This window comes from Streptomyces sp. NPDC091972 (genome assembly GCF_044756385.1).
Lineage (GTDB): Bacteria > Actinomycetota > Actinomycetes > Streptomycetales > Streptomycetaceae > Streptomyces.
Genome location: NZ_JBIVSV010000001.1, coordinates 199,562 through 219,885, shown reverse-complemented (window position 1 = coordinate 219,885; position 20,324 = coordinate 199,562). Strand labels below are relative to the sequence as shown.

The following is a 20,324-nucleotide window of genomic DNA, read 5'->3' as shown; positions in this document are numbered from 1 at the left end:
CTCCCCGCACACACCGAAGGCCGGACCCGGGGATCGGGGTCCGGCCTTCGGTGGCACATGAGGCGTCGTCAGCCGACGGCGACGCCCTTCGAACGGAGGTAGGCGACCGGGTCCACGTCGGAGCCGTAGTCCGGCGTGGTGCGGATCTCGAAGTGCAGGTGCGGGCCGGTCACGTTGCCGGTCGCCCCCGAGAGGCCGATCTGCTGGCCCGCGGTCACGGCCTGGCCGGCCGAGACGGAGAGCTGGGACAGGTGGGCGTACTGCGCGTAGTAGCCGTCGGCCAGCTTGATGACGACCTGGTTGCCGTAGGCGCCGCCCCAGCCCGCGGAGACGACGGTGCCCGCGCCCACGGCCTTGAGGGAGGTGCCGGTCGGGACGACGAAGTCGACGCCGGTGTGGTAGCCGCTGGACCACATGCTGCCCGAGACGCGGTACCCGGTGCCGACGGTGGCACCGCTGACCGGAAGCGTGAAGCCGCCGGCGGTGGTCGCACTCCGGGTGCTCTGGGTGGCGGTCGCAGGCTTGGCGGACGAGGACTTCTTCGCCTCCGCCTTCTGGGTCTTCGCCTTCTCGGTCTTCGCCGAGGAAGACGAAGAGGACGACTGGGACTTCGTGGCGCCCGTCTTGGCCTTCTTGCCGATCGAGAGCTTCAGACCGGGGTGGATCAGCGACGGGTCGTCACCGACGGCCTCACGATTTTCGGCGTACAGCTTCTTCCAGCCACCACTGACGTGCTGCTCGTCGGCGATCTTCGAGAGATAGTCGCCGACCCGCACCGAATAGGTGCGCACGGTCGCGGTCTTCGCGCTGTCCTTCTTCGCGGCCGTCTTTTCAACGGACTTCTGCGTGACCGGAAGCGACTGAACGGCCTTTTCCGAAACGGACTGGGAAGGCGCGGCGTGCGCTCCGGTGGCCCCCATGAGCGGGAGGGCGAGCGCGGCGCCCCCGGTTCCGGCGACGGCGATCGAGCGGGCGAAGCGCTGGGACTTCGGACGGCGGTGCTTACCCTTCGCGGGCATGACGAATTCCTCTCCGGCGCCTGCGAGGTGAGCTGTCGGGTGCGAGCTGGAGATGCTCGGCCGCGCCGAGACGCGACTTGACCCCTAGCCTGTTCCGGAGACCGGAACAGGCGGTTGTGCCTGTGGGTCCCCCGCTCCTGCCGTACACGGGTGAGTGGATGTGCGGAATCCGTTCGGCGGCAGGATTGGGCGTCCGACCGGATCGGTGGCGAACGTAAACGAGCAAGACGCAAAGGGACAAGTGAGGGGTTGCCCGTGCGGGCGTTTCCGTTGATCCCTCATGGGAATTACCGGTCACCCTGCGTGAATAGGGCACCCTTCACCCAGCCAAATCCCCTTGAGGGGCCCATGAATTACGTGAACATGACGCGCGACGCACCGTCACGGATATGACGCTGCTCACGCCACGAATTCACAGGGCCCCTCATCCTGAGCGGAGTTGGGCGCAAAGCACCAAACAGGACAGATGCCCTAGATGAGGCGCAGCCGGATAACAGCCGCATCGAGATCTCCGCGCAAACCGGTACGAAGTCCGTGATGCAGCAGTACGCCCCCTCGGTGCACTTCACCCGTTTCGAGGCATTCATACGTCGCTGTCGGGTCCAGTCCGCGCAGCCGCAGCGCGGGGACGGGCTCGCCGTACGACTGCGCCTGGAGCCAGGCGAGAACGACGGTCTCGTCCCCGAGGACGTACTGCACCGCGCTCAGCCCGCCCCTCGGAGGCCGCAGGCGGTGGAGGTCGCCGCGCTGCACCACGGGCCGGATCTCCTTGTAGAGGTCCACCCACCGACGGGCTTCGGCAAGCTCCTCGTCGGTCCACTCCGTGAGGTCCCCGCCGACTCCCAGCACTCCGGCCATGGCGCTCACGAACCGGAACCGCAGCGAGCTCACCCTGCCGTTGAGCTGGGTGTTGGGGCTGTCGGTGACCCAGGCGGCCATCACTCGCGCGGGATGGATCTGGCTGAAGCCGTGCTGGATGGCGAGCCGGTCCAGGGGGTCGGTGTTGTCCGAGGTCCACACCTGGTCGGTGCGGCTGAGCACCCCGAGGTCGATCCGGCCGCCACCCCCGGAGCAGGACTCGAAGGCCACGCCCGGGTGGGCCTCCCGCAACCGGTCCAGGAGGGCGTAGAAGCCGCGCACATGGTCGACCCACAGGCGCTGCGGGTAGGCGTCGCCTGGCCAGCCCGCATCGGTGAAGCAGCGGTTGAAGTCCCACTTCACGTAGTCGATCGGGGCCGAGGAGAGCAGGGTGTCGAGCTGCTCCCAGAGGTACTCCTGGACGTCCTCGCGCGCGAGGTTCAGCACGAGCTGGTTGCGGAACTCCGTCCGCTTTCGTCCTGTCTGGAACTGCACCCAGTCCGGGTGGGCGCGGTACAGCTCACTGTCCGGGTTGATCATCTCCGGCTCGACCCAGATGCCGAACTGCATGCCGAGCGCGTGCACCTGGTCACCGAGCGGCTTGAGGCCGGAGGGGAACCGGTCGGGGTTGGGCACCCAGTCGCCGAGGCCGGCCCGGTCGCTGGTGCGGGCGCCGAACCAGCCGTCGTCGACCACGAACAGCTCGACACCGATCGCCGCGGCCCGCCGGGCGAGGGTGCCCTGCTGCTCCTCGGAGATGTCGAAGTTCGTGGCCTCCCAGGAGTTGAACAGCACGGGCCGGTCCTGGTCCGCGTCCGGGATGACGTACGCCCGCTGGTAGGCGTGCCAGGCGCGGCTCGCGCCGCCGTGGCCGGCGTCGCTCCAGAGGCCCGCGAAGACGGGCGTCGTGAAGGACTCCCCGGCCGCCAGCCGGAGCAGCCCCGAGTCGTCGTGTCCGGCGCCGCCGGTGATCTGCACGCGCGCGTCGGGCAGTTGCGCCACGGCGATGCGCCAGGAACCCGACCAGCCGAGGGCGACGCCGTAGACCTCGCCCCGCTCCTCGGTGGCGTCGGTGTCGAGCGCGACCCACGGCAGGTGCTGGTGCCCGGTGTGGCCGCGACGGCTGCCGATGACCTTCTCGCCGTAGGTGAGGGGGGTTCGGGTGAGCAGGGACTCGGCGGCCCAGCGGCCGTGCAGCTGGGAGAGCCGCCAGCCGTCCTCGCGGTCGGGCAGGGTCCAGGTGGCGGAGTCGGCGCGCAGCAGCTCGACCGGGGCCGGGCCCTGGTTGTCGAGGGTCACCCAGCGCTCCAGGACGTCGTCGCGCATCCGGTAGTGCAGCGTGACGGTGAGTCCGCCGTCGCGGAACCGCAGCCGCAGCTCGTCGCCCTCGGTGTCGTACGCCTCGAAGCTCCACTCGGTGCCGCGCCGCTCGTCGGTGCGGACGGACAGGGCGGGTCGGGTGAAGCGGGGACCGCCCTCGACGGGGTACTCCTCGCGGCCGTCCAGCGGGGACTCGAAGGGCCAGTACTCGGGCAGCGGACTCACGGCGAGGGCCTCGGCGTCGGCCAGGGCGATCCTCGGCCCCCAGTGCAGGTGCAGCAGCTCGTCCTCGGCGGTGAGGTGCAGGGCGTAACTGCTGGCCGGCCCGGACAGAATCCACGTACGGCCGTTCTCGGCGATCTCCAGCATGGTGCTTCCTCACAGATCCGAACAGGTGCCAACAGGGGCGCTCAGGCCCCAACATCATCAAGGGCGGACGGCCCTGGCTGCAATGGCTGTGGACAAGTCATTACCGGCCCTGTGGACAACTCATTGGCCCAGGAATCCATGTCGTATCGTCGAGGACGTGCCCCGCCGACGAGCCGCGTCGGCGGAGCCCGGCTGGGAGGAGCCCCCGTGACGCAGCAGATCCCGTCGACCGAACCCGAACTGGCAGGAGTCCGGAACTTCCGCGACGTGGGCGGACTGCCGACGGCGGACGGGCGGCGGGTGCGGCACGGAGTGCTGTTCCGCAGCGGTCACCTCGCGCACGCGACCGAGGACGACGCGGCCTTCCTCGCCTCCCTGGGGCTGCACACGATCTTCGACTTCCGCAACGCGGCGGACCAGAAGCTGGAGGGCCCCGACGTCGAGCTGCCGGGGGTCACCAATGTGAACCTGCCGCTGAGCGACCCGGCGGAGGGGACCTGGTTCTGGAAGATGGTCCGCGACGGCGACATAGAGCAGCTCCGCGAGCTTCTCGGCGACGGCAAGGCCGCGGACCGCATGATCAACTCCTACCGCACGATGATCAAGGAGCGCACCGCCGAGCACGCCCAGGTGCTGCGCTCCCTCGCCGAGGACAGCGTGCCCGCCCTCATGCACTGCGCGGCCGGCAAGGACCGCGCCGGGCTGTCCGTCGCGGTGACCCTGCTCGCCCTGGGCGTGGAGCGCGAGGCGATCATCGCCGACTACCTGGAGTCGAACGCCAAGCACCGGCGCTACAAGGTCCGCCGCACCAGCACCTCCGCCGACGCCTACTCCCCCGAGGTCATGGAGCTGCTCAGCCCCCTGTTCGAGGCCCGCGCCGAGTACCTGACGGCGGCCTTCGACACCATCGAGGAGACATGGGGCGGCGTCGACGCCTATCTGGAGGAAGGGCTCGGCCTGACTCCCGAGATCCGTGAGCGGCTGCGCGAGCGCCTGCTCGACTGACCGGCAGCGCCGCCCCTGCCCCCTCCCCCCAGAAGAGGAACCGTACGGCCGCTACTGCCCGGCTCCCACCTCGAAGAGCAAGTAGATGAAGGCCGCGAAGACGTGGCCGACGGCCAGGTAGATGATGAGGCGCACCCACAGGGCGCGGGGGAACTTCTCCTCCATGTCACTCATGACGTCTCTCCAGGGGTGGGGCCCAGGCACAGCGTGGCCGTGGGGCTCTGCAACAGGGTGTGGACGAACAGGAGCTCGACGCCGTCGGGATCCTGGGCGGCGATGCGGTGCGGGGTCAGCGAGTCGAAGTGCGCGCTGTCGCCCGGGCCCAGCCGGTGCGTGGAGTCCCCGAGGCGGAGCCGGAGCCGCCCCTTGAGGACGTACAGCCATTCCTCGCCGGGATGCACCCGCACGATGTCGCCCTGGGAGCCGTGCGGCACCTGCACCCGCAGGGCCTGCATCCCCCGGCCGGCCGCGCCCGCCTGGAAGTACGTCCAGCCGCCCGCCTCGGTGGGTTCCATGTCGGCGGCGCGGACCACGGCGTCCCGGTCGGCCGCGGTCTCACCGAGAAGTTCCGAGACCGTCGTACCGTAGATACGGGCCAGCGCGAGCAGCATCGGCAGCGAGGGCTGGCGCTGTCCGGTCTCCAGCCGGGAGAGATGGGCGGGTGACAGCCCCGCGGCACCGGCCGCGGCCTCCAGGGTGAGGGAGGCACGACGGCGCAGTGCGCGAAGCTGGGGAGCCACCGAGGGCAGCTCCGTGAAGGCTTCCGGGGAGGTCATACCTCCATTGAGCCGGAGTATTGCCTCTGCGGCAAATTCATTGCCTCAGAGGCAAAAGCCCGACGAGGGGGCGGTCACCGGTTGGCCACCGCCTGCTTCACCAGCGTCTTGCCGAAGTCCCACATCAGCCCGCCTCCGCTGTGGGCGTCGTCCATGACGTCCGTGAAGGCGTCGACGAACCGGTCCACTTCCTTCTCCCCGATGACCAGGGGCGGGATCAGCTTGATGACCTCCAGGTGGTCGCCGGAGACCTGGGTGAGGATCCGGTGCCGCTGGAGCAGCGGGACGACGACCATCTGCGCGAACAGGCCCTTGCGCGCGGCCTGGAGCATGGTCCAGCGGCTGCGCAGCTTCAGCGACTTCGGCCTGCCGAACTCGATGCCGATCATCAGGCCCCGGCCGCGCACGTCGGCGAGCAGCTCGTACTTGTCGATCAGTTCCGTGAGCCTAGACCTGAGCAGGTCACCGGTGGCGCGGGCGTTCGCGACGATCTGCTCGTTCTCCATGACCGACAGGACGGCGAGCCCGGCCGCCATCGCCTGGGCGTTGGACCCGAAGCTCGCCGAGTGGACCAGGACCCGGTCCATCGACGAGTAGACCTTCTTGAAGATCCAGTCCTTACCGAGGGTGGCGCCGACCGGCACATAGCCGCCGGAGAGCGCCTTGGCCACGCACACCAGGTCGGGTTCGACCCCGTCCTCGTGCTGGTAGGCGTAGAAGTCCCCGGTCCGGCCGAGCCCGGTCTGCACCTCGTCGGCGATGAGCAGCGCCTTGTGCCGGCGCAGCAGCTCCTGCGCGGACCGCAGATATCCAGGCGGCGGCTCGTGCACGCCCTTGCCCTGGATCGGCTCGACGACCAGAGCGGCCACGTCGCCCTTCCGCAACTCCGCGGCCAGGGCGTCGAGATCGCCGAGAGGCACGGCCGTGTCGGGCAGCAGCGGCGCGAACCCGTCCCGGAAGGCGGACTCGCCGTTGACCGACAGGGAGCCCGTGGTCAGTCCGTGGAAGGCGTGGTCGCAGTAGAGGACGCGGGGTTTCCCGGTGGCGTACCGGGCGAACTTCAGCGCGGTCTCCACCGCTTCGGTGCCGCTGTTGCCGAAGAACACCCGGTCCAGGTGCGGGCTGTGGGTGAGCAGCTTCTCCGCCAGCAGCCCGGGCAGCGGCTGGCAGTCGAAGCGGGTGAGGTCGGCGAGAGAGGCGTCGAGGACGTCGTGCAGGGCCTTGCGGACGACGGGGTGGTGGCGTCCCAGGCCCATCACCCCGAACCCGGCGAGCATGTCCAGGTAGTCGTTGCCGTCCTCGTCCCAGAAGTAGGCGCCCTCGCCGCGCTCGTAGACCTTGTCGAAGCCGATGGTGTGCAGCATGCGCGGGAGCTGGTGGTTGAGGTACTTGCCGTGCAGCTCGTAGCGCTCGGCCCCGCGCTCGGCCAGGAGTCTGCCGAGGTCGAACTCCGTGGTCATTCAGCTGTCTCCTTGACGTCGGCCTGGGCCTTCACGGCCAGGCTCGCGCTGATCCGTCCCGCCACCTCGACCGGCGTCAGACCGATGTCGGCGAGCACCTCACCCCGCTTGGCGTGCGCGAGGAACTGCTCCGGGATCCCGAACCTCCGTACGGGCACGTCGACTTCGGCGTCCCCGAGGGCCAGGGCCACCGCTGCGCCCACGCCGGCGGCCCGGCTGTTGTCCTCGACGACGGCCACCAGCCGGTGTTCCGCCGCGAGGCCCGGCAGCGCGGGGTCGACGGGTTTGACCCAACGGGGGTCCACCACCGTGCAGTTGATCCCGCGCGCCTCCAGCAGTTCGGCGGCCTGGAGGCAGACCGGCGCCATCACGCCCACGGCGACCAGGAGGACGTCCGCCACTCCCGGGGACCGGTGCAGGACGTCCAGGCCCCCCACCCGGTCGACCGCCGGCACCGCCGGACCCACCGACTCCTTCGGGAACCGCACCAGGGTCGGCGCGTCGTCCACGGCGACCGCCTCCCGCAGTTGCGCCCGGAGCTGGTCGGCGTCCCGGGGCGCGGCGATCCTCAGTCCGGGCACGACCTGGAGGATCGACATGTCCCACATGCCGTTGTGGGAGGCCCCGTCCACCCCCGTGACCCCGGCCCGGTCGAGGACGAAGGTGACCCCGCACCCGTGCAGGGCGACGTCCATCAGGAGCTGGTCGAAGGCCCGGTTCAGGAAGGTGGCGTACACCGCGACGACGGGGTGCAGCCCGCCCGTGGCGAGGCCCGCCGCGGAGACCGCCGCGTGCTGCTCGGCGATGCCGACGTCCCACACCCGGTCGGGGAACCGCGCCGCGAACTTCCCCAGCCCCACGGGGTGCAGCATGGCCGCCGTGATCGCCACGACGTCCTCCCGCTCCTCCCCGATCGCGGCGATCTCGTCTCCGAACACCGAGGTCCAGGAGGGCCCGTTGGCCGGGGTGAGGGGCTCGCAGGTCAGGGGGTCCATCACCCCGACGGTGTGGAAGTGGTCCTCCTCGTGGGCGAGGGCGGGCTCGTAACCGCGTCCCTTCTCGGTGAGGCAGTGGACCAGCACCGGTCCGTGGAAGCGCTTCGCGCGCCGCAGCGCCGACTCGACGGCCCCGATGTCGTGTCCGTCGATCGGGCCGACGTACTTCAGCCCGAGGTCCTCGAACATGCCCTGCGGGGCGAAGGCGTCCTTGAAGCCCTTCTTCGCGCCGTGCAGGGACTCGTAGATGGTGTTGCCGACCACCGGGGTCCTCAGGAGGACGTCCTTCCCCCAGGCCAGCACCTTCTCGTAGCCGTCGGTCGTGCGCAGGGTGGCCAGGTGGTTGGCGAGGCCGCCGATGGTCGGCGAGTACGACCGTTCGTTGTCGTTGACGACGATGATCAGCGGCCGGTCCTTGGCGGCCGCGATGTTGTTCAGCGCCTCCCAGGCCATGCCGCCGGTGAGCGCGCCGTCGCCGATGACCGCGACCACATGCCCCTTGTCCCCCCGCACCTGGCGGGCCTTGGCGAGCCCGTCGGCCCAGCCGAGGGCGGTGGAGGCGTGGCTGTTCTCCACGATGTCGTGCGCGGACTCCGCGCGCGAGGGATAGCCGGACAGGCCGCCTTTGGAGCGCAGCTTGGAGAAGTCCTGACGTCCCGTCAGGATCTTGTGCACATAGCTCTGGTGGCCGGTGTCCCACACGATGCGGTCGACCGGCGACTCGAAGACCCGGTGGAGCGCGATGGAGAGTTCCACCACCCCCAGGTTGGGCCCGAGGTGACCGCCGGTCCTGGCGACGGCGTGCACCAGGAACTCCCTGATCTCCTCGGCCAGTTCACCGAGATCCGACTCGGACAGCGCCTTCAGGTCGCGTGGTCCCCGGATGTTCTCCAGAATGGTCACGGTCGGGCCCCCTTCGGTCCGTGCTGTTCAACTCACGGTGACGGCCGGCTCCCCCGACGCGACGCCGTCCTGCTCCATCTGTTCGGCGATCTTCATCGCCTCCTCGATGAGGGTCTCCACGATCTTCGACTCCGGGACGGTCTTGACGACCTGGCCCTTCACGAAGATCTGCCCCTTGCCGTTGCCGGAGGCGACCCCCAGGTCCGCCTCCCGCGCCTCGCCGGGACCGTTGACCACACACCCCATCACCGCGACCCGCAAGGGCACTTCCATGCCTTCGAGACCTGCGGTGACCTCGTCCGCCAGCTTGTAGACGTCCACCTGCGCGCGCCCGCAGGACGGGCAGGAGACGATCTCCAGGCGCCGCTGCCTGAGCCCGAGCGACTCCAGGATCTGGATGCCGACCTTGACCTCCTCGGCGGGCGGCGCGGACAGGGACACCCGGATGGTGTCGCCGATGCCCCTGCTGAGCAGTGCCCCGAAGGCCACCGCCGACTTGATCGTTCCCTGGAAGGCGGGCCCTGCCTCGGTGACCCCCAGGTGCAGCGGGTAGTCGCACTGCTCGGCGAGCTGCTGGTAGGCGGCCACCATCACCACGGGGTCGTTGTGCTTGACGGAGATCTTGATGTCCCGGAAGCCGTGCTCCTCGAACAACGAGGCTTCCCACAGCGCCGATTCGACCAGCGCCTCCGGAGTCGCCCTGCCGTACTTCTGGAGCAGCCGCCTGTCGAGCGACCCGGCGTTGACCCCGATCCGGATGGGCGTGCCGTGGTCCTTCGCGGCCCGCGCGATCTCCTTGACCTTGTCGTCGAACTGCTTGATGTTGCCGGGGTTGACGCGCACCGCCGCACAGCCGGCCTCGATGGCGGCGAACACATACTTGGGCTGGAAGTGGATGTCCGCGATCACCGGGATCTGCGACTTGCGGGCGATCGTCGCGAGGGCGTCCGCGTCGTCCTGCGTGGGGCAGGCGACGCGGACGATCTGGCAGCCGGACGCGGTGAGTTCGGCGATCTGCTGGAGCGTGGCGCCGATGTCGGACGTACGGGTCGTCGTCATCGACTGCACCGACACCGGGGCCCCGCCCCCGACCGCCACCGGCCCGACCATGATCTGCCGCGACGCGCGCCGCTCGGCGATCGGCCGGACCGGTACCTCGGGGACGCCCAAGGGAATGGCGGTCATGGCGCTACTCGCGGTTTCCGGAGACCGTCTCGCGCATGGCGCGCAGCGACTCCTTCAGCGAGCCCATGGTGGCGAGGACGGCGGTGGGCTCGTAGCCGCAGTGCGCCATGCAGTTGGCGCAGCGCGGGTCCTTGCCGCGGCCGTACTTGTCCCAGTCGGTCTCCTCGATGAGTTCGCGGTACGTCGGCACGTACCCGTCGCTCATCAGGTAGCAGGGTCGCTGCCAGCCGAACAGGGAGTAGTTGGGGATCGCCCAGGCCGTGCACGGGAAGTCGACCTTGCCCTCCAGGAAGTCCAGGAAGAGCGGGGAGTGGTTGAGCCGCCACTTGCGCCGGTTGCCGCCCGCGAAGGCCTTCTTGAACAGCTCGCGGGTCTGTTCCACGCCCAGGAAGTGCTCCTGGTCGGGTGCCTTCTCGTAGGCGTAGGCGGGCGAGATCATCATCTCGTCGACCTGGAGGTCGTCGTTGAGGAAGTTGAGCACCTCGATGATGGTCTGCGGGGTGTCGGTGTTGAAGAAGGTCGAGTTGGTGGTGACCCGGAAGCCGCGCCGCTTGGCCTCCTTGATCGCCTCCACCGCCTCGTCGAACACGCCCTCCTTGGCAACGGACTCGTCGTGCCGCTCACGCAGCCCGTCGATGTGCACGGCGAAGGCGAAATAGGGCGAGGGCGTGAACTTGTCCATCTTCTTGCGCAGCAGCATGGCATTGGTGCAGAGGAAGACGTACTTCTTCTTCGCCACCAACTGCCGCACGATCTCGTCGATCTGAGGGTGCATCAGCGGCTCACCGCCGGCGATGGACACCATCGGCGCACCGGACTCCAGCACCGCTCCGACGGCCTGCGCGACCGGCATGCGCTGCTTCAACACCCCCGCGGGATGCTGGATCTTGCCGCAGCCCTCGCACTTGAGGTTGCACGCGAAGAGGGGCTCGAGCTCCACGATCAACGGGAACTTGTCCCGCTTGCGGAGCTTCTGTTCGGCCAAGTACGTAGCGACCTTGATGGACTGGCGCAGTGGCATGGCCATCTGGCTCACCTCCTGGGGAGCAGCAAGGAACGGTGCCATTCATAGAAAGCGGGAAGGACGGAACGAAGAACACGGAAGGCTGATATTCCACCGCGTACCGTGCCGATCCGGACGAGTTCATGTTGTGGAGCGTCCACGACCACCCGGACGGCCGCAACCGGGCGCTCGCCCGTGCGCACGGCGCTCAGGAGCGTGGCCGCGGACTCCATGTCGACCGCGATCGCGCCGGTGGCCAGCAGCGCCGACCGCTCCTGACCGCGGACGACGTGATCGGATCCGGTGAGGGGTCCGGTGTGCACGGTGCGTCCCGGCACGGCCCGTACCAGCTCCTTGACGAGCAGGTCGGTCTCCGCGCACGGAACGGTTCCGTCCGGGTCCCGGGTCTCCTCGGCGACGACCAGGTCGCCGGGGTGCATCCCGGGGGCGAGCCCCGCGCAGAAGCCGGTGGCCAGTACGGCGGCCCCGGCGAGGGCGGGGTCGGCCAGGCGCCGGGTGACGGACCGTTCCGCCGCCCTGGGGCCCATGCCCGTCCTGAGCAGGGTGACCGGCCCGCCGGCCCCGCCGCGCTCGCCGGTGCGCAGGGCGAGGTGCTCGATGCCGAGCGCGCAGGCGATCAGCAGCGGGGCGGTGGCGGGCTGGGTGCTCATCAGAGGGCCTCGGTCCGGGAGAACGGTTCTCCGTGGACGTAGCGGCCCAGGGCGGTGAGCGGGAAGACCTGCCGGTAGAGGTGGTAGTTGATGGAGAAGTCCCAGGGGAAGCCGGTGCCGGTGAAGTAGGGCTCGTCCCAGGAGCCGTCCTCGCGCTGGGTGCTCGCGAGCCACTCGATGCCGCGCTCGACGGCCTTGGAGTCCCTCTCCCCCGCGGCCAGCAGCGCCATCAGCGCCCAGGCCGTCTGCGAGGCGGTGGAGGCGCCGCGACCGCTCCACTCCTTGACGTACTTGTAGGAGCGCAGGTCCTCGCCCCAGCCGCCGTCGTCGTTCTGCACCTTCTCCAGCCAGGCCACCGCCCGCCGGATCGCCGGGTGCGAGGCGGGCAGTCCGGCGGCCGTCAGCGCGGGCACCACCGAGCCGGTGCCGTAGATGTAGTTGACGCCCCAGCGTCCGAACCACGAGCCGTCCGGCTCCTGTTCGGCCAGCAGCCACTCGATGCCGCGCCGGGTGCGCGGGTCGTGGGCGAGCCCCTCGACGGCCAGCATCTCCACCACGTGGGCGGTGACGTCGGCGGACGGCGGGTCGATGACCTCGCCGAAGTCGCAGAACGGCAGCCGGTTGGGGAACGGACTGGTGTTGTCGACGTCGAAGGCGCCCCAGGCCCCGTTCTTCGACTGCATCCCGAGGTTCCAGCGCACCCCGCGCCCGATGGCCTTCTCCACCCGCTCGGGGTCGTGGTGCCGGACCCGGCGCAGGGCGAGGACGACCTCGGCGGTGTCGTCGATGTCGGGGTAGTTGTCGTTGTGGAACTCGAACGCCCAGCCGCCCGGGGGAAGTTGGGGCCGCTTGACCGCCCAGTCACCGGGCCGCACGATCTCCTCGCCGAGCATCCAGTCCGCGGCCTTCACCAGCTGCGGGTGGTCGGCGGGCACGCCCGCGTCGGCGAGCGCGATGGTGGCGAGGCAGGTGTCCCACACCGGCGACTGGCAGGCCTCGATCATCCGGGACCCGTCCTCGCGCCAGATGGCGAACCGGTCCAGCGACTCCAGACCGGCCCGCATGACCGGGTGCTGGAGGTCGTAGCCGAGCAGGTGCAGGGCGATCACCGAGTACACGGCCGGGGGCTGGATGCCGCCCCAGCAGCCGTCGTTCTCCTGCCGCTCGATGATCCAGCGGGCCGCGCTGTTCATGGCGGCTCTGCGCAGTCTGCGCGGGGCGACCTTGCGCAGCTGGTGCAGCGCCTTGTCGAGCCGCTGGAAGGCGCCGTCCCAACTCGCCACCGGGGCCAGCGGCTTGGCCGGGTTCGGGTCGGCCGGGTCGGTGTGCAGCTCGTCGAGCGGGAAGGGCGCGGGACGCACCGGGCGCTTCGCGGAGACGATCGTCAGCGGGACGATGGTCTGGCGGGCCCAGCAGCCGAAGTCGTAGATGTTGAGCGGGACCCACTTGGGGAAGTAGATGAGCTCCGGCGGGAGTTCGGGCAGGTCCTCCCACTTCCACCAGCCGAACAGGGCGAGCCAGATACGGGTGAACACCCGGGCGGCGGCGATACCGCCCTGGGCGCGGATCCAGGCGGCGGCCTTCGCCATGTGCGGGGCGTCCGGAGCGTCGCCGTCCAGGCGGAGGGCGACGTACGCCTCGACGGTGGTGGAGAGTTCGCCGGGCCCGCCGTAGAAGCTGGCCCAGGTGCCGTCCTCGCGCTGCTCGCCGCGGATGAACTTGGCGGCGGCGCGGGTGGTCGACTCGTCGCGGATGCCGAGGAACTGGCGGAGCAGCAGGTCCTCGGCGTCCATCGTGACGTTGGTCTCGAGGTCGCCCTTCCACCAGCCCTCGGCGTCCTGGCGGGCGAGCAGGTGGTCGGTGGCGCGCTGGACGGCACGCACGGCGGCTTCTTGTATCCCGGCCGCCACGGGGGTCTCGAGACGGGTTTCGCTGGCCGCGGCAGCGCGGGGCGGCAGGGCCCCGGTGCTTCCGTCGGTCGTCGCTGTCATGGCTTCCCCTTCGTGCAGTGTGCAATGTGGTGCTCTGCTGTGGGTCCGCCGTCGGCCGGTGCCTGTCCTTTCCTCGCAGCACCGGCCGGCGACTACGCGAGGGCTATTCGACCGATAGTGATCATCTCTTTCGTACGACGACGAAGTCGGCGAGCGCCGTGAACCTGTCCCGCACCGGGCCGGGCATGTCGACGGCGTTCAGCGCTTCGATGGCGATGGTGTGCTGACGTCGGGCCTCCGCGGCCGTCCACTCGCGGCCGCCCGCCTCCTCGATGAGGGCGGCGCGGGCCGCGAACTCCTCCTCGGAGAAGTTCTCGAAGTCGCTGCTCTTGGCGTCGGCGGCGAGGATCTCGCCGAGCCGCTCGGAGGCGGCACCACCCGCCGCGAGCGCGGCCACGACCGGCAGGGACTTCTTGCGCTGGCGCAGGTCGCTCCAGGTCTGCTTGCCGGTGGAGACCGGGTCGCCCCAGATGCCGAGGAGGTCGTCGACGGCCTGGAAGGCGAGGCCGAGGTGGTAGCCGTACTTCTCCAGGGTGTCGGCGGTGCGGTCGTCCGCGCCGCCGAGCACCGCGCCGATGGAGGAGGCGCAGGCGAGCAGGGCGCCGGTCTTGTTGCCCTCCATCTCCAGGCACTCCTCGACGCTGACGCGGTCGCGGTGTTCGTAGGAGATGTCCTGGGCCTGGCCGTCGATCAGGGCGCGGGTGGCGGCGGTCAGCCGGCGGGTGGCGCGGCCGGCCTCGACGGTGCCGAGCTCCAGGAGGACCTCGTTGGCCAGGGCGAACAGGGCGTCGCCGACCAGGATGGCCTGGGCGGGGCCGTGCACCTTCCACACGGTGTCGCGGTGGCGGCGCTGCTCGTCGCCGTCCATCAGGTCGTCGTGCAGCAGGGAGAAGTTGTGGACCAGTTCGACGGCGACCGCGCCGGGGATGCCGGTCTCGGGCGCGGCGCCGGTGACCTCGGCGGAGAGGACGGCGAGGGCGGGTCGCACGGCCTTGCCGCCGTCCCCGTCCGCCGGGTTGCCCTGGGCGTCGATCCAGCCGAAGTGGTAGGCGGAAACGGTGTCCATCGGGGATGCGAGGCGGTCCACGGCCGCCTTCAGCACCGGAGTGGCCAGGGTCCGGCCGCGCTCCAGGAGCGCGGTCACGTCCACCGCGGGCCTCGCAGCGGCCGTCTCGGCCGGGGGCACAGTGGGCACAGTCTCTCCTCTTGTTGCGGTACCGGAGGTGCTGGGGCCGGATACGCCGTGCTGGTCGAGCATCACGCGGCCTCCTCGAACTCGAAGAGACGGGCGGGGCGGGGCCGGCCCAGGGCGGCGAGAGCGGCGTCCGCCGCACTCACACCGCTGCGGACCGCACTCTCCATGGTCGCGGGCCACCCTGTGGCGGTCCACGCGCCGGCCAGATAGAGGCCGGGGGCTTTCGTACGGGCGCCGGGCCGCAGCCGTCCGACACCGGGGGCGGGAGCGAAGGTGGCCGTGCGCTCCCGGGTCACGAAGAAGTCCTTCACCTCGGCGCCACGGGCGAGCGGCAGCAGCCGCTCCAGCTCGGGCAGGTAGCGGCGGCGCAGCTCGGCCACCGGCTCGTCGATCTCCTCGTGCGCGGCCGACTGGGACAGAGCGAGGTACTGGCCCTCGCGCAGCCCGGAGGCGGCGGTGCGGTCGAAGACCCACTGCACGGGGGTGCCGAGGGCCGCGAAGAACGGCTTGTCGAGCACCTTGCGGTCGTAGACCACGTGGACGTTGAGGATCGGCGCGGTGCCGATCTCGCGGAGTCTTTCCGGGGTGTCCAGCGCGCCCTCCGGCAGCAGGTCGGCAGCCTCGCCCTGGGCCACGGCAAGCACGACCGCGTCGGCCCGGAGCGTCTCCCCGGGAACCTGGACGCTCCAAGTGCCGTTGTCCTCAGTGGAGATGGAGGTGACGCGTGTACGGACCTCGGTACGCACGCCCGCGGAGTCGAGCGCCTTGCGGGCCAGCCGGTCGTGCAGTTCACCCAGCGGGACATGGGCCCAGCCGATGTCGGCGGCGCCCGGGTCGGACAGCAGACCGGTCTTGAACACCATCGCGGCGAGCCCCAGCGAGGCGTCGCCCGCGACCGCGTTGAGGGTGGCGACCCCGACCAGGTCCCACAGGGCCTCCACGGCACGCGCCGACTGACCGTGCGCGGTCAGCCAGCTGCCGAAGTCCTGTGCGTCCAGGCTCGGATCGGCGAGGTCGAGGCCCTTGAGCGCGAGCGCGGCACGCCCCACCCCGGCCCGCTCGGCGAGTGAGAGGTGCGGATAGGTCGCGAGGCTGCGTCCCAGGTGCAGGGGCACCGGCAGCGCGTCGCGCCGCAGCCTGCCGAGCCGCCGGCCCTCGGGCCGGGTCACATCGAGCACGGGCACGTCGAGACGATCCTGCAACGGCGCCAGCGCCGTCCCCTCGATGCGGTCGAGGAACCAGCGGTAGGCGGTGCAGCAGCGCAGGTAGACGTGCTGTCCGTTGTCGACGGTCAGTTCGCCGCGCTGGAAGGAGAAGGCGAGTCCGCCCAGGCGCGGCCTGCCTTCGAGCAGGGTGACGCGGACCCCGGCGTCGGCGAGCGCGAGCGCGGCGGTGATGCCGGCGAGCCCGCCGCCGATCACGACGGCGTCCCGTCCGGACCGCTGTCCGTCGGTCATCGCACCCCCTCCCCTGCCCGGACGCCGTGGTGCTCGAACGGTGCACGGCCGGTCGTCGCAGTCAGGGACGCCGTCGTCGAGCGGAGGGTTGCGTGCCGTTCTTTTCCGGCGGCATCACTTTGGACCGAATTGTCCACGTCATCCATCAGGCACGCCTCCTGACGGCACGCCGCGTCACGTGCCGGGTGTCCAGGCCGGACAGACCGCGGACGGCGACGTACGCCTTCTCCCGGCCGGGCAGTGAGACGCGCCCGCGCAGCACCGCCTCCGGGTCGCGCTCGATGCGGTCGAGCAGTCGGCGGTAGATGCCGGCCATGGCGGCGACACAGGCGCCGCTGCGCCGGTCGAGCATGGGGAGCAGCCGGTAGCCCTCGGCGAAAAGGGCGCGGGCCCGTCGCACTTCGAAGTGCACGAGGCCCGCGAAGTCGGCGCCCTCCGGCGGTTTCGGCCCCGTGAAGCCGGCCGAGCAGCCGAATTTGGCGAGGTCGTCGGCGGGCAGGTAGACGCGTCCGCCCTCGGCGTCCTCACGGATGTCTCTGAGGATGTTGGTGAGCTGGAGCGCGAGACCGAGCGTGTCGGCGTACTCCGGCGCGCGTTCGGCGGCGCGCGCCCCGGGTTCGGTGCCGAACACGCCGAGCGAGAGCCGCCCGATGGCGCCCGCGACACAGCGGCAGTAGACCTTCAGGTCGTCCCAGGTCTCGTAGGTCTCGCCGCGTACGTCCATCAGGACGCCGTCGATCAGCTCGTCCAGGCCGCCCAGCGGGATCGGGAAGGTCTCGGCGGCATGGGCGAGGGCGACGGCCACCGGATCGGTGTCGTCCTCGTCGACCGAGCCCTCCCGCACCCGGGCCAGCATCGCCCGGGTGTCCTCGAGTCTCGCCGCCTTGACGTCGGCCGCCAGCGCGCCGTCGCCGATGTCGTCGACGCGCCGCGAGAACGCGTAGAGCGCCGACATCGCACGCCGCTTGGACGTCGGCAGCAGCCTGATGCCGTACGCGAAGTTACGGGCCTGCTGTCCGGTCACGGCCTCGCAGTAGCTGTAGGCGGCGAGTACCGGCGCGGACGCGTGTGGTGGTGCCTCCACCGTCCGGATCACCCCTCTCCTCGCAGAGTGACGCCCACCTCGCGCAGCAACTGGAGCTTGCCGGGCTTGGGCGGGCCGGGAAGTACGTCGTGTTCGGCGGCGGAGATCGCGCGGAGCGCCGCCCTTCCCCCCGCCACGAACCCTGCGAGCAGCAGCTTCAGCCTGCCGTGGACGCTACCCACCAGGGGGGCGCCTTCATTCAGGAGTTCGCGGGCGCGTTGTGCCTCGTATGCAACCAGAGCGCGCACCGATGCGCCCGCGGTTTTCACGGCGAGGTCCGCCTCCTGGACATGAAAGCGCTTCATGTCCGCGGCGGGCAGATAGATCCGGTCGCGGCCGAGGTCCTCGGCGACGTCCTGGAGGTGCTCGACGATCTGGAGGGCCGTGCAGATCGCGTCCGAGAGACGGATCCGTTCGGGGGTCGAGGTGCCGGTGACGGCGAGCACGAGACGGCCGACGGGGTTGGCGGACAGCTCGCAGTAGGCGAGCAGGTCGTCGTAGGTCTCGTAGCGGGTGACGAGCTGGTCCTGGCGGTTGGCGGCGATCAGGCCGAGGAAGGGCTCGGGGGTGAGGGAGCGGCGGCGGACCGTGGGCCGGAGGCGGCGCAGCAGGGGGTGGCGGGGCTCGCCGGAGAAGACGCGGTGCAGGTCGGCCTCGAAGGCGTCCAGCAGGACCAGCCGGTCCTCGGCCTCCTCGGGCGGCACGCCGAGCAGGCGAGCGTCGGCGCCGCCGGGGGCCAGGTCGCCGTCGCCGATGTCGTCGACGAGGCGCGCGAAGCCGTAGACCGCCATCAGGTCGGTGCGCCAGTCCTTGGGCAGGAAGAAGGGAGCCACGGGGAAGTTCTCCGCCGCGGCCTTGTCGAGCGTTCCGCGCTCCGTCGCTCCGGGGCGCGTCGTGCCGGTCTCCGTCATCGCTGCCTGCCCGGGGCGGGGACGGCACGTGCTGCGTTGAGCTGGGGAGTTTCCGTAGCCATCGCCGTCACATCTCCCGTTCTACACCGCCGACCCAATACGCACTATTTCGGACACGCCGCCCAGCCCTCCGCGCGGCGTCCCAGTGATCGGGAGTCGCGCATTATCGCCCCACTTGCCGCGATTGGGCACCGGTACAGCTTACGTTGTACAACGCGGCAAGGATCGTCGGGGTGTCCTGCACATCACAACAACACACCGATTGGCCCCAAGATTCCTAAGGGGCGCCGAAGTTGACGCTTCCTTTGCAGACGTGTGGCCCCGCCGGAACAGTTCCGGCGGGGCCCGATCGAGCGGAGAGGTGTTCTTCGTCCGGGGCGGGGTGGACTACTTGCCCGTGAACTTCTCGTACTCCTTGATGACCTCGTCGGTCGGGCCGTCCATGCGCAGCTCGCCGCGCTCCAGCCACAGGACGCGGTTGCAGGTGTCACGGATCGACTTGTTGTTGTGACTGACGAGGAACACCGTGCCGGCCTCCTTGCGCAGCTCCCGGATGCGTTCCTCGGAGCGCTTCTGGAACTTGCGGTCGCCGGTGGCGAGGGCCTCGTCGATCATGAGGACGTCGTGGTCCTTGGCGGCCGCGATGGAGAAGCGCAGACGCGCCGCCATGCCGGAGGAGTAGGTGCGCATCGGGAGAGTGATGAAGTCGCCCTTCTCGTTGATCCCGGAGAAGTCGACGATCTCCTGGTAGCGCTCCTTGATCTGCTCGCGGGACATGCCCATGGCGAGGCCGCCGAGGATGACGTTGCGCTCGCCGGTCAGGTCGTTCATCAGGGCCGCGTTGACGCCGAGCAGGGAGGGCTGGCCGTGGGTGTAGACGCGGCCGCTCTCGGCGGGCAGCAGCCCGGCGATGGCGCGCAGGAGGGTCGACTTGCCGGAGCCGTTGGAGCCGATCAGGCCGATCGCCTCACCCTTGTAGGCGACGAAGGAGACGCCCTTGACGGCGTGCACCTTGCGCACGCCCCGCTCCTCCCCGCGCTTGAGGATGCGGCTCAGCGCGGCGGTCGCGCTGCCCTTGCCGGTCTTGGCGCCGTTGACGCGGTAGACGATGTGCAGCTCGTCCGCGATGACGGTGGGGGTGCGTCCGTCCCTGGTGTCCTCAGCCACGGCCGTACCTTTCCTCCGCCTTCCAGAAGTACACGAAGCCGCCCAGCGCGAAGAGCGCGGCCCAGCCGCCCGCGGCCGCCCAGACGTGGTCGGGCAGGTTCTCGGCGCCGTACTCGTCGATCAGGGCGAAGCGCATGAGGTCCATGTAGATGGCCGCCGGGTTCCACTGGAGCACCGTGGCGAGCCACTGCGGCTTGTCGGCCAGCATGATCGGGATGGAGAACATCACGCCGGACGCGTACATCCAGGTGCGCATCACGAACGGCATGAGCTGCGCCAGGTCGGGCGTCTTGGCGCCCGCGCGGGCCATGATCAGCGCCAGGCCGGTGTTGAAGAGGAACTGCAGGATCAGCACCGGGACGATCAGCGCCCAGGACAGGTCCGGGTAGTGGCCGAAGCCGACCGCCACGGCGAACAGCACGATCATCGAGAAGAGCAGTTGCTGGAGCTGCTGGAGCGCGAAGGAGATCGGCAGGGACGCCCGCGGGAAGTGCAGCGCGCGGACCAGGCCGAGGTTGCCGGAGATGGCGCGCACACCCGCCATCACGGAGCTCTGCGTGAAGGTGAACACGAAGACACCCGTGACCAGGAACGGGATGTACACGTCCTTCGACATGCCCCGGCTGGCGTTGAGGATGACGCCGAAGATGAAGAAGTACACGCCCGCGTTGAGCAGCGGCGTCGCCACCTGCCAGAGCTGGCCGAGCTTGGCCTGGCTGTACTGGGCGGTCAGCTTCGCCCGCGAGAACGCGAGGATGAAGTGGCGCCGGTCCCAGAGCTGGCGGACGTAGTCGACGAGCGAGGGCCTGGCACCGCTCACGGACAGGCCGTACCGGTCGGCGAGCTGTGCCGCCGTGAGGCCCTCGTCGGGCGACGCGGGCGCGCTCAGCGCGACCGTGCCGTCGTGCGTTGTCTCACTCACTGGTGGATAGCTTTCCTCTTCGGGATGCTTCGG

General features: G+C 70.2%; 18 protein-coding genes and 1 riboswitch. Of the genes, 1 reads left to right on the top strand and 17 read right to left on the bottom strand.

Annotated features, from left to right (window positions below; genetic code table 11):
* Positions 1-68: 68 nt before the first annotated feature.
* Both ACIQJT_RS00975 and ACIQJT_RS00970 read right to left on the bottom strand, forming a co-directional pair.
* Positions 69-1,019, bottom strand: coding sequence for a peptidoglycan DD-metalloendopeptidase family protein (locus ACIQJT_RS00975; protein ID WP_402638774.1), 951 nt, complete (start codon positions 1,017-1,019; stop codon positions 69-71).
* A gap of 4 nt (positions 1,020-1,023) precedes the next feature.
* Positions 1,024-1,194, bottom strand: a riboswitch (cyclic di-AMP (ydaO/yuaA leader).
* Positions 1,195-1,490: 296 nt separating this feature from the next.
* Complete coding sequence (locus ACIQJT_RS00970) at positions 1,491-3,566, bottom strand: alpha-galactosidase (protein ID WP_402638772.1); 2,076 nt, start codon at positions 3,564-3,566, stop codon at positions 1,491-1,493.
* A 207-nt stretch (positions 3,567-3,773) separates the two neighbouring features.
* On the opposite strand from ACIQJT_RS00970, the gene ACIQJT_RS00965 reads away from it, so the two are divergent.
* Entirely contained in the window at positions 3,774-4,571 is a 798-nt protein-coding gene (locus ACIQJT_RS00965) for a tyrosine-protein phosphatase (RefSeq protein WP_365454297.1), read from the top strand.
* Positions 4,572-4,622: 51 nt separating this feature from the next.
* Here the strand turns inward: ACIQJT_RS00965 and ACIQJT_RS00960 are convergent, their stop codons facing one another.
* The 15 genes from ACIQJT_RS00960 to ACIQJT_RS00890 form a co-directional block, all read right to left on the bottom strand.
* Complete coding sequence (locus ACIQJT_RS00960; protein ID WP_053849724.1) at positions 4,623-4,745, bottom strand: DUF6126 family protein; 123 nt, start codon at positions 4,743-4,745, stop codon at positions 4,623-4,625.
* Positions 4,742-5,347, bottom strand: coding sequence for an XRE family transcriptional regulator (locus ACIQJT_RS00955; RefSeq protein WP_365454294.1), 606 nt, complete (start codon positions 5,345-5,347; stop codon positions 4,742-4,744). The genes ACIQJT_RS00960 and ACIQJT_RS00955 overlap by 4 nt, the downstream gene beginning before the upstream one ends.
* Positions 5,348-5,421: 74 nt before the next feature.
* Positions 5,422-6,807, bottom strand: a complete 1,386-nt coding sequence (locus tag ACIQJT_RS00950; protein WP_365454291.1) for an aspartate aminotransferase family protein — start codon at positions 6,805-6,807, stop codon at positions 5,422-5,424.
* On the bottom strand, positions 6,804-8,705 hold the full coding sequence (gene dxs, locus ACIQJT_RS00945) for a 1-deoxy-D-xylulose-5-phosphate synthase (RefSeq protein WP_402638768.1): 1,902 nt from the start codon (positions 8,703-8,705) through the stop codon (positions 6,804-6,806). Before dxs ends, ACIQJT_RS00950 begins: the two co-directional genes overlap by 4 nt.
* A gap of 27 nt (positions 8,706-8,732) precedes the next feature.
* Complete coding sequence (gene ispG / locus ACIQJT_RS00940; RefSeq protein ID WP_365454285.1) at positions 8,733-9,890, bottom strand: flavodoxin-dependent (E)-4-hydroxy-3-methylbut-2-enyl-diphosphate synthase; 1,158 nt, start codon at positions 9,888-9,890, stop codon at positions 8,733-8,735.
* A gap of 4 nt (positions 9,891-9,894) precedes the next feature.
* The gene (hpnH, locus tag ACIQJT_RS00935; RefSeq protein WP_280848174.1) at positions 9,895-10,917 is read right to left on the bottom strand and encodes an adenosyl-hopene transferase HpnH; all 1,023 of its coding nucleotides are present in this window, start codon (positions 10,915-10,917) and stop codon (positions 9,895-9,897) included.
* A 5-nt stretch (positions 10,918-10,922) separates the two neighbouring features.
* Complete coding sequence (locus tag ACIQJT_RS00930; protein ID WP_365454282.1) at positions 10,923-11,564, bottom strand: 1-hydroxy-2-methyl-2-butenyl 4-diphosphate reductase; 642 nt, start codon at positions 11,562-11,564, stop codon at positions 10,923-10,925.
* Positions 11,564-13,555, bottom strand: coding sequence for a squalene--hopene cyclase (gene shc / locus ACIQJT_RS00925; protein WP_365454279.1), 1,992 nt, complete (start codon positions 13,553-13,555; stop codon positions 11,564-11,566). The genes ACIQJT_RS00930 and shc overlap by 1 nt, the downstream gene beginning before the upstream one ends.
* A gap of 121 nt (positions 13,556-13,676) precedes the next feature.
* Positions 13,677-14,741 (bottom strand): polyprenyl synthetase family protein, encoded by a 1,065-nt coding sequence (locus ACIQJT_RS00920; protein ID WP_402640031.1) that lies wholly within the window; start codon positions 14,739-14,741, stop codon positions 13,677-13,679.
* Positions 14,742-14,812: 71 nt separating this feature from the next.
* Entirely contained in the window at positions 14,813-16,207 is a 1,395-nt protein-coding gene (gene hpnE, locus ACIQJT_RS00915) for a hydroxysqualene dehydroxylase HpnE (protein ID WP_402638763.1), read from the bottom strand.
* Positions 16,204-16,353 carry a DUF6380 family protein gene (locus ACIQJT_RS00910; RefSeq protein WP_402638761.1) on the bottom strand — a complete coding sequence of 50 codons (150 nt, stop codon included), beginning with the start codon at positions 16,351-16,353 and terminating at the stop codon, positions 16,204-16,206. Before ACIQJT_RS00910 ends, hpnE begins: the two co-directional genes overlap by 4 nt.
* Positions 16,353-17,303 carry a presqualene diphosphate synthase HpnD gene (gene hpnD, locus ACIQJT_RS00905; protein ID WP_365454271.1) on the bottom strand — a complete coding sequence of 317 codons (951 nt, stop codon included), beginning with the start codon at positions 17,301-17,303 and terminating at the stop codon, positions 16,353-16,355. The genes ACIQJT_RS00910 and hpnD overlap by 1 nt, the downstream gene beginning before the upstream one ends.
* A complete protein-coding gene (hpnC, locus tag ACIQJT_RS00900) occupies positions 17,300-18,202 on the bottom strand; it encodes a squalene synthase HpnC (RefSeq protein ID WP_402638758.1) in 903 nt (300 codons plus the stop codon). The genes hpnD and hpnC overlap by 4 nt, the downstream gene beginning before the upstream one ends.
* Before the next feature lie 387 nt (positions 18,203-18,589).
* Positions 18,590-19,369, bottom strand: a complete 780-nt coding sequence (locus tag ACIQJT_RS00895; RefSeq protein ID WP_365454266.1) for an ABC transporter ATP-binding protein — start codon at positions 19,367-19,369, stop codon at positions 18,590-18,592.
* Positions 19,362-20,291: an ABC transporter permease gene (locus ACIQJT_RS00890; protein WP_365454262.1), complete on the bottom strand. Its 930-nt coding sequence runs from the start codon at positions 20,289-20,291 to the stop codon at positions 19,362-19,364. The genes ACIQJT_RS00895 and ACIQJT_RS00890 overlap by 8 nt, the downstream gene beginning before the upstream one ends.
* Between the last annotated feature and the right edge of the window lie 33 nt (positions 20,292-20,324).

Excerpts from the sequence above, each read along its gene's own strand:
- ACIQJT_RS00910 (WP_402638761.1), bottom strand. The coding sequence starts at position 16,353 with ATGGATGACGTGGACAATTCGGTCCAAAGTGATGCCGCCGGAAAAGAA.
- shc (WP_365454279.1), bottom strand. The coding sequence starts at position 13,555 with ATGACAGCGACGACCGACGGAAGCACCGGGGCCCTGCCGCCCCGCGCT.
- ACIQJT_RS00930 (WP_365454282.1), bottom strand. The coding sequence starts at position 11,564 with ATGAGCACCCAGCCCGCCACCGCCCCGCTGCTGATCGCCTGCGCGCTC.
- ACIQJT_RS00970 (WP_402638772.1), bottom strand. The coding sequence starts at position 3,566 with ATGCTGGAGATCGCCGAGAACGGCCGTACGTGGATTCTGTCCGGGCCG.
- hpnC (WP_402638758.1), bottom strand. The coding sequence starts at position 18,202 with ATGACGGAGACCGGCACGACGCGCCCCGGAGCGACGGAGCGCGGAACG.
- ACIQJT_RS00955 (WP_365454294.1), bottom strand. The coding sequence starts at position 5,347 with ATGACCTCCCCGGAAGCCTTCACGGAGCTGCCCTCGGTGGCTCCCCAG.
- ACIQJT_RS00960 (WP_053849724.1), bottom strand. The coding sequence starts at position 4,745 with ATGAGTGACATGGAGGAGAAGTTCCCCCGCGCCCTGTGGGTGCGCCTC.
- ispG (WP_365454285.1), bottom strand. The coding sequence starts at position 9,890 with ATGACCGCCATTCCCTTGGGCGTCCCCGAGGTACCGGTCCGGCCGATC.
- hpnE (WP_402638763.1), bottom strand. The coding sequence starts at position 16,207 with ATGACCGACGGACAGCGGTCCGGACGGGACGCCGTCGTGATCGGCGGC.
- ACIQJT_RS00975 (WP_402638774.1), bottom strand. The coding sequence starts at position 1,019 with ATGCCCGCGAAGGGTAAGCACCGCCGTCCGAAGTCCCAGCGCTTCGCC.
- hpnH (WP_280848174.1), bottom strand. The coding sequence starts at position 10,917 with ATGGCCATGCCACTGCGCCAGTCCATCAAGGTCGCTACGTACTTGGCC.
- ACIQJT_RS00950 (WP_365454291.1), bottom strand. The coding sequence starts at position 6,807 with ATGACCACGGAGTTCGACCTCGGCAGACTCCTGGCCGAGCGCGGGGCC.